Source organism: Streptomyces sp. NPDC060198 (assembly GCF_042728415.1).
Lineage (GTDB): Bacteria > Actinomycetota > Actinomycetes > Streptomycetales > Streptomycetaceae > Streptomyces.
In genome coordinates this window covers 1-7,655 of record NZ_JBHWZJ010000335.1, presented here as the reverse complement: position 1 = coordinate 7,655, position 7,655 = coordinate 1, and the positions used below count along the sequence as shown (strand labels likewise).

The following is a 7,655-nucleotide window of genomic DNA, read 5'->3' as shown; positions in this document are numbered from 1 at the left end:
GGATCACCTCCGGTACCGCCCCTCACCCGTGCGCGCGGGCCCGCCCGCCGCCGCTCGGAGCCCGTCGGGCTCTCAGCCCAGCAGGCCGGTGCCGCCTGGGCGTCCGCCCGTCTGGTCGCCGTCGTCGCCGCTGTCGCCGTCCCCGGGGTCCAGTCCGCCGGAAGGCGTCTCGCTGGGCTCGACCGGGGTCGACTCGCTCGGGTCGGGCGACGGGGTCTCGGTCTCCGTCGGCTCCTCCGAGGGCGTCGCCGACGGGGACGGGGTCGTGGCGCTCGGCGTCGGGGTGGGCGAGGCCGACTCGGTCGGGGTCGGCGGCGGGGTGTAGGGCACCTCGCCCTTCTCCACGTCCTCCAGGTCGAACTGCGCGTCGGAGCCGCCGTTCAGCGCGCCCAGCGTGTAGTCGGCCCAGATCCGGGCGGGGAAGCCACCGCCGTTGGCGCGGCCGGAGTTGGCGGTGCCGGTCAGGCTGACCTGGTGGTGGTTCTTCCCGTCCTCGCCGAAGAGCGCGACGACGGTGGTCAACTCGGGGGTGTAGGCGGCGAACCAGGCCGCCTTGTTGTTCTCGGACGTACCGGTCTTGCCCGCCGCCTCGTACGCGGTGGTGTTGGCGGCCTGGCCGGAACCGGAGTCGATGACCCCGGTCATCGCCTGGGTCACGGTGTCGGCCGACTTGCGGCTGATCACCTGCTTGCCGACGCCATCGACCGCCTCGACCGTGCGGTCGCGGTGCTCGGCCGACTTCACGATGAACGGCGTGACCTTCTTGCCGTGGTTGTCGAGGGTGGCGTAGGCGCCGGCCATGTCCTCGGTCGATGCCTCCATGGTGCCCAGCGTGATCGCGGGGCGCTCGGGGAAGTTCTTGTCCGGCAGGCCGAGGCTCAGCCCGGTCTTCTTCACCTTGCCGGGGCCGACGTCGACGACCATCTGCGCGAAGACGGAGTTGACCGAGGCGTTCAGCGCCTTCTGCACGCTGATGTCGCCGTAGTCCTGGTCGTCCTCGTTCTCCGGGGAGAACGGGGTGTCGCTGCCGACGACCGGCCGCTTGCTGGTGCCGTCGTAGGTCGTGTTCAGGCCGATCAGGTCGCCGTCCTGGGTGGTGGACTCGTTCTCCAGAGCAGAGGCGAGCACCAGCGGCTTGAAGGTGGAGGCGGGCTGGTAGTCGCTGCGGGTGGCGTTGGAGGTGTAGTGCTCGGTGTAGCCGACCCCGCCGTACATGGCGACGATCGCGCCGGTCTTCGGGTCGACCGAGGTGGCTCCCGCCTGGACGGTGGCGTCGACCTTGTTGTTCTTCCGGTCGAGCTTCGACTCCAGCTGGTCGTCGACCGACTTCTCCAGCTGCTTCTGGCGCTTCTTGTCGATGTTGAGCGTGATGGTCCAGCCGCCGGCTTCGAGCTGCTCCTCGGTGACGCCCTGGTCCTTGAGCTCGGCCTTGGCCTCTTCGACGAGGTAGCCGGTCTGGCCCTCCATGCCGGGTGCGGCCTTGGGGTCCTTCGGGACGGGGAACTTCAGGCTCTGGCGGTCGGCGCTGCTCAGCCAGCCCTTCTCGACCATGTTGTCGAGGGTGTAGGCCCAGCGGTCCTTGACCAGGCGCTTGCCGGTGTCGGTGGCGGTGGCCCAGTCGTACTGGCTGGGGGCCTGGAGCAGCGAGGCGAGGTAGGCGCCCTGCGAGACGTCGAGCTTGGAAGCGTCCACGCCGTAGTACGCCTGGGCGGCGGCCTGGATGCCGCTGGCGCCGCGGCCGTAGAAGGCGGTGTTGATGTACCCGGCGAGGATGTCGTCCTTGCTCATCTTCTGGTCGACCTTGAGCGAGATCACCAGTTCCTTGAGCTTGCGGGAGACCGTCGCGTCCTGCGTGAGGTAGTAGTTCTTCACGTACTGCTGGGTGATGGTCGAGCCGCCCTGCTTGCCCTTGCCGGAGACAGTGCTGAGCAGGGCACGGGTGGTGCCCTTCAGGTCGACGCCCTTGTCCTGGTAGAACGTCTTGTTCTCGGCGGCGACGAAGGTGTGCTGCACCTCCTTCGGGACCTGCGCGAGGTCGACGATCTCCCGGTTGACCTCGCCCGTGCGGGCCAGCACGGTGCCGTCGCTGTACTTGTAGACGTTGCTCTGCTTCTGCGCCTGGGCGTTCGCCTCGGGCACCGGTACGTACAGGTACAGCACGACGAAGGCGCCCATCACCAGCAGGCAGAGGCCGAAGAAGGTGCCCAGGAGCCGCTTCCAGGTGAAGAGCCCGCGTATGCCGCCCTTCTTGCCGGCCCGTGCCTCCCTGCTGCGGGCACGTCGCTCATCCGCTCGCCCCATCGCTGTGTCGCTCCTGTTTCTCGGTCGGTCGGTCCCCCGCGGCCCGTTCGGTCCTGTCCGGCTGTGCCGTCGGTCCGTTCGTGAGCCCTGCCGTCAGTTCTGCCGTCAGCTCTGCCCAGCCAAGACAGCTAACACCGTCAGGACGGACAAAAAGCAAGCGATCCGGCCTTTTCCGGACGTGAGAATCAGCACCCGCTTCTCAAGGAACCGACTCCGCAGAGGGCCCCATGGTTGCGAAAAGCATTAATGTGATATCACTTTGAAAGCCAAGAACTCCTCCGCGCCCGCCGGGGAGTCAGACGAATCGGGGGACCCCGTGTCCGAACAGCACGACGACCACCAGCAGATCCCGTCCACACCCACGCCCACCACCGATCTGCCCGTCGACGCACCCCAGCTGCCGGCCCCGCAGGTCAGAGAGGTGACCGCGCACTCCATCCCCGGCGGCCTCGGCCTGCTGCTCACCGTGGTCGGCGTCCTCATCGGCATCGGCGTGATCGTCATCGGCGGCGTGACCGGATCGGGCGGCAACGACGGCGCGGGCGCGGCCCTGGTGATCGTCGGCATCCTGGTCGTCATCGCCTCGTTCTTCTGCATGAGCGGGGTGAAGATGGTCGCGCCCGGCGAGGCCCGGGTCATCCAGCTCTTCGGCCGGTACGTCGGCACCATCCGGACCGACGGCCTGCGCTGGATCAACCCGCTCACCAGCAGCCGGAAGATCTCCACCCGGGTCCGCAACCACGAGACCGCGGTGCTCAAGGTCAACGACGCCTACGGCAACCCGATCGAGCTCGCCGCGATCGTCGTCTGGAAGGTCGAGGACACCGCGCAGGCACTCTTCGAGGTGGACGACTTCCTGGAGTTCGTCGCCACCCAGACCGAGGCGGCCGTCCGGCACATCGCCATCGAGTACCCCTACGACGCCCACGAGGAGGGCGGCCTCTCGCTGCGGGGCAACGCCGAGGAGATCACCGAGAAGCTGGCCGTCGAGCTGACCGCCCGGGTGAGGGCGGCCGGGGTCCAGATCATCGAATCGCGCTTCAGCCACCTCGCGTACGCCCCCGAGATCGCCTCGGCGATGCTTCAGCGCCAGCAGGCGGGGGCGGTCGTCGCGGCCCGCAAGCAGATCGTCGAGGGCGCCGTGGGCATGGTCGAGATGGCGCTCACCCGGATCGCCGAGCAGGACATCGTGGAGCTGGACTCGGAGCGCAAGGCCGCCATGGTCAGCAATCTGATGGTGGTGCTCTGCGGGGACCGCGCCGCGCAGCCGGTCCTCAACACGGGCACGCTCTACCAGTGACCGAAGAGACCACCGGGAGCGGGCCGCGGCGGCGCAAGCAGATGCTGCTGCGGCTCGATCCCGCCGTGCACGACGCGCTGGCGCGCTGGGCCTCCGACGAGCTGCGCAGCGCCAACGCGCAGATCGAGTTCCTGCTGCGGCGGGCACTGGCCGAGGCGGGCCGGCTGCCCGGCACCACGGCCCCCATCGCCCGCCGGGGACGCCCGCCCGGGCCCCCGGCGCCCGAGTCGAAGGCGCGCCCACCGGAGTGACCACCGGGACGGCGCCGCTTCCTGCCCCCCGGGTAGCCGAGGAGCGGCGCCGCACCGCCGCTCCTCGGCGGGCAAACCCTGGCTGACGCGGCACCAGCTATACACCGCATGTATACACACCATGTACAGTGCTCCGCATGTCTATCGGCCACACCCTGCTCGGACTCCTGGAGTCCGGTCCCCGTCACGGTTACGACCTGAAGCGCACCTTCGACGAGAAGTTCGGCCACGACCGCCCCCTGCACTACGGGCAGGTCTACTCGACCATGTCCCGGCTGCTGAAGAACGGGCTCGTCGAGGTCGACGGCGTCGAGAGCGACGGAGGTCCCGAGCGCAAGCGGTACGCCATCACGGACGCCGGGATCACGGACGTCGCCGACTGGCTCGCCCAGCCGGAGAAGCCCGAGCCCTACCTCCAGTCGACCCTGTACACCAAGGTGGTGCTGGCGATCCTGACCGGTCGCGGCGCGGCCGGAGTGCTGGACACCCAGCGCGCCGAACACCTGCGGCTGATGCGGACACTGACGGCGCGCAAACGCGACGGCGACCTCGCCGACCAGCTGATCTGCGATCACGCGCTCTTCCATCTGGAGGCCGACCTGCGGTGGCTGGAACTGACCGCCGCCCGGCTCGACAAGCTCGCCGAGGTGATCACCCCGTGACGTTCCCCGGCCCCGCACTCCCCGGCTCCCCGCTCCCCGCCCCCCTGCTCGCCGCCCGCGACCTGCGCAAGGCGTACGGCGCGACGCCCGCGCTCGACGGCGCCTCCTTCTCCGTCCACCCCGGCGAGGTCGTCGCGGTGATGGGCCCCTCCGGCTCGGGCAAGTCCACCCTGCTGCACTGCCTCGCCGGGATCGTCACGCCCGACTCCGGCTCGGTCACCTACGCGGGCCGTGAGCTCTCCTCGATGTCCGACGCCGAGCGCAGCGCCCTGCGCCGCACCGAGTTCGGCTTCGTCTTCCAGTTCGGCCAGCTCGTCCCCGAACTGACCTGCGTGGAGAACGTGGCGCTCCCGCTGAGGCTGGACGGCGTCCGCCGCAAGACCGCCGAACGGACCGCGCTGCACTGGATGGAGCGCCTGGAGGTCGAGGACCTGGCGGCGAAACGTCCCGGCGAGGTCTCCGGCGGTCAGGGCCAGCGGGTCGCCGTGGCCCGCGCCCTGGCCTCCTCCCCGAAGGTGCTCTTCGCGGACGAGCCGACCGGCGCGCTGGACTCCCTCAACGGTGAGCGGGTCATGGAGCTGCTCACCGAAGCCGCCCGGTCCGCCGGGACCGCCGTGGTGCTGGTGACCCACGAGGCACGCGTCGCCGCCTACTCCGACCGGGACGTCACGGTCCGGGACGGCCGGGCCGCCGACCTGGAGTACGCCCTGTGACGACGCCGCCCGGCCCCCTCTCCCGCACACGTACCCCCGCCCGGCTCCGGGACCTCGGGCTCGGCATCCGTTTCGCCGCGGCGGGCGGGCGCGAGGGATGGGCACGCACGCTGCTCACCGCCGTCGGCGTGGGCATCGGCGTGCTGCTGCTGCTCGTCGCCTCCGCCGTCCCGCATCTGCTGGACGCGCGCGAGAACCGCAGCGATGCCCGGTCGGAGAGCCGTGCCTCCCTGGCTCCCGACACCAACAAGAAGACGGACCGCACGGTCCTCGTCACCTCGATCGACACCGAGTACCGCCACCGCGCCGTCCAGGGCGTGCTGATGCGCGCCGACGGCGCGCACCCGGTGCTGCCGGCGGGCCTGCCGCGCATCCCCGCGGCGGGCCGGATGTACGTCTCGCCCGCCCTCGCCGAGATGCTGGACGCCCCGGACGGACGCCTGCTCCGCGAACGGCTGCCGTACGCCGTCGACGGCACGATCTCCGACGCGGGTCTGGTCTCCCCCGGCGAACTCCGCTTCTACCTGGGCAGTTCCACCCTCGACCGGTCGAACGGCGGCCACCGGCTGAACGGCTACGGCGGCGGGCTGCCCGTCCCGCCGCTCAGCCCGCTGCTCCTCGTGCTCGGCGTGATGGTCGGCGTGGTGCTGCTGATGCCGGTGGCCATCTTCATCGCCACCGCCGTGCGGTTCGGCGGCGACCGGCGGGACCGCCGCCTCGCCGCGCTGCGCCTGGTGGGCGCGGACACCCGCTCGGTCCGCTGGATCGCGGCGGGGGAGGCGCTGTTCGGCGCGGTGCTCGGGCTGGCCTGCGGGGCGGTCCTCTTCCTCGCGGGGCGGCCGTTCGTCGGCTCCCTCTCGGTCTGGGAGCAGAGCGTCTTCCCCGCCGACCTCGCCCCCTCCGTCCCCATGGCCGCGCTGATCGCGTGCGCCGTACCGGCCTGCGCGGTGCTGGTGACCCTGGTCGCCATGCGGTCGGTGGTGGTGGAGCCGCTGGGTGTCGTACGGGACGCGCGCAGCCGCAAGCGGCGGCTCTGGTGGCGGCTGCTGGTGCCGCTGGCCGGGCTCGGCGTCTTCGCGGCGAAGGGCAGGGCGCCCGAGGACGGCACGGCCGAGGCGACCCCGATCGTCATCGGCGCGGTGCTCGTCCTGGGCGGCCTGGCACTGCTGCTGCCCTGGGCGGTGGAGGCGTGCGTGAACAGGCTGCGCGGCGGGCCGGTGCCCTGGCAGCTGGCCGGACGCCGGCTCCAGCTGAGCGCGGGAACGGCGGCACGGACGGTCAGCGGGATCACCGTGGCGGTGGCGGGTGCGGTGGCGCTCCAGATGCTGTTCGCCTCGATGAACACCGACTTCAACCGGATGACCGGCCAGGACCCCACCCGGGCCCAGTTCTACATGGCCTCGCAGAACGTCACCGGCGAGGGCGCCACCGGCGCGATCGCCTCGCTCCGGGCCACCGAGGGCGTGGAGAAGGTCATCGGCACGGTCGACGTGTACGCGACCAAGCCGGGCACGTACTCCGAGGACGAGGTCCAGCCCACCACGTCGATCACGGTCGGCGACTGCGCGACGCTGAAGGAACTCGCCAGGATCGGCGACTGCGCGGACGGCGACACCTTCGTCGCCCACCCCGCCCACGACCAGGAGATGTCCGACTGGGTCGACGAGTCGGCCCGCAAGGGCGAGGAGGTCGAGATCGACGACTACGGGACGGCCGGCGGCCCGGTCCGCTGGACCCTCCCCGCGGCGGCGCGGACCGTCACCGGGCGCTTCGACCCGCACGGCGAGGAGACCACGGGCATCCTCGCCACCCTCGGCGCGATCGATCCGGCCACCCTGCCGGGCGCGACGATCGTCCTCCAGGTGAAGATCGACGAGAGCGTGCCGGACGTCTCCGAGCTCGTCCGGAACACGGCGGCCGTGATCGACCCCTCGATGCGGGTGGTCGCGCTGAACTCGACCGAGCGGGACGGCCGGTACGCGAGCATCCAGACCGCCCTCAAGGTCGGCGGGACCGCGACCCTGCTGTTGATGGCCGCCTCGATGCTCGTGCAGCAGCTGGAGCAGCTCCGTGAACGCAAGCGCCTGTTGTCGGTGCTGGTGGCGTTCGGGACCCGGCGCTCCACGCTGGGCTGGTCGGTGTTCTGGCAGACCGCGATCCCGGTGGCGGTGGGGCTGGTGGTCGCGGTCGTCGGCGGGCTGGCGCTGGGCTGGGGGCTGTCCTGGATGACCGCCAAGCCGGTCTCGGACTGGTGGCTGTTCCTGCCGATGGCCGGAGCGGGTGCCGGAGTGGTCCTGCTGGTGACCCTGCTCTCGCTGCCGGTGCTCTGGCGCCTGATGCGGCCGGACGGGCTGCGTACGGAGTAGCGGCGGGGGGCCCCCCGCGGGGGCCGCCGGGGGCCCCGGGGGGGAGGGGACCCCCGCGGCCC

The 7,655-nt window shown here is 71.4% G+C and carries 6 protein-coding genes; 5 read left to right on the top strand and 1 reads right to left on the bottom strand.

Translation table 11 applies throughout. The annotated features are described in order from the left end of the window. Positions 1 to 72: 72 nt before the first annotated feature. On the bottom strand, positions 73 to 2,301 hold the full coding sequence (locus tag ACFWEP_RS28380; protein ID WP_387374164.1) for a transglycosylase domain-containing protein: 2,229 nt from the start codon (positions 2,299 to 2,301) through the stop codon (positions 73 to 75). A gap of 316 nt (positions 2,302 to 2,617) precedes the next feature. On the opposite strand from ACFWEP_RS28380, the gene ACFWEP_RS28375 reads away from it, so the two are divergent. From ACFWEP_RS28375 to ACFWEP_RS28355, 5 genes are all read left to right on the top strand, one after another. Next, complete coding sequence (locus ACFWEP_RS28375; RefSeq protein ID WP_387374162.1) at positions 2,618 to 3,601, top strand: SPFH domain-containing protein; 984 nt, start codon at positions 2,618 to 2,620, stop codon at positions 3,599 to 3,601. Then, positions 3,598 to 3,852: a hypothetical protein gene (locus ACFWEP_RS28370; protein WP_387374161.1), complete on the top strand. Its 255-nt coding sequence runs from the start codon at positions 3,598 to 3,600 to the stop codon at positions 3,850 to 3,852. The genes ACFWEP_RS28375 and ACFWEP_RS28370 overlap by 4 nt, the downstream gene beginning before the upstream one ends. Before the next feature lie 137 nt (positions 3,853 to 3,989). Continuing rightward, positions 3,990 to 4,514 carry a PadR family transcriptional regulator gene (locus tag ACFWEP_RS28365; protein ID WP_328719650.1) on the top strand — a complete coding sequence of 175 codons (525 nt, stop codon included), beginning with the start codon at positions 3,990 to 3,992 and terminating at the stop codon, positions 4,512 to 4,514. Beyond that, complete coding sequence (locus ACFWEP_RS28360; RefSeq protein WP_387374158.1) at positions 4,511 to 5,227, top strand: ABC transporter ATP-binding protein; 717 nt, start codon at positions 4,511 to 4,513, stop codon at positions 5,225 to 5,227. Before ACFWEP_RS28365 ends, ACFWEP_RS28360 begins: the two co-directional genes overlap by 4 nt. Beyond that, entirely contained in the window at positions 5,224 to 7,593 is a 2,370-nt protein-coding gene (locus tag ACFWEP_RS28355; protein WP_387374156.1) for an FtsX-like permease family protein, read from the top strand. The genes ACFWEP_RS28360 and ACFWEP_RS28355 overlap by 4 nt, the downstream gene beginning before the upstream one ends. Positions 7,594 to 7,655 lie beyond the last annotated feature (62 nt).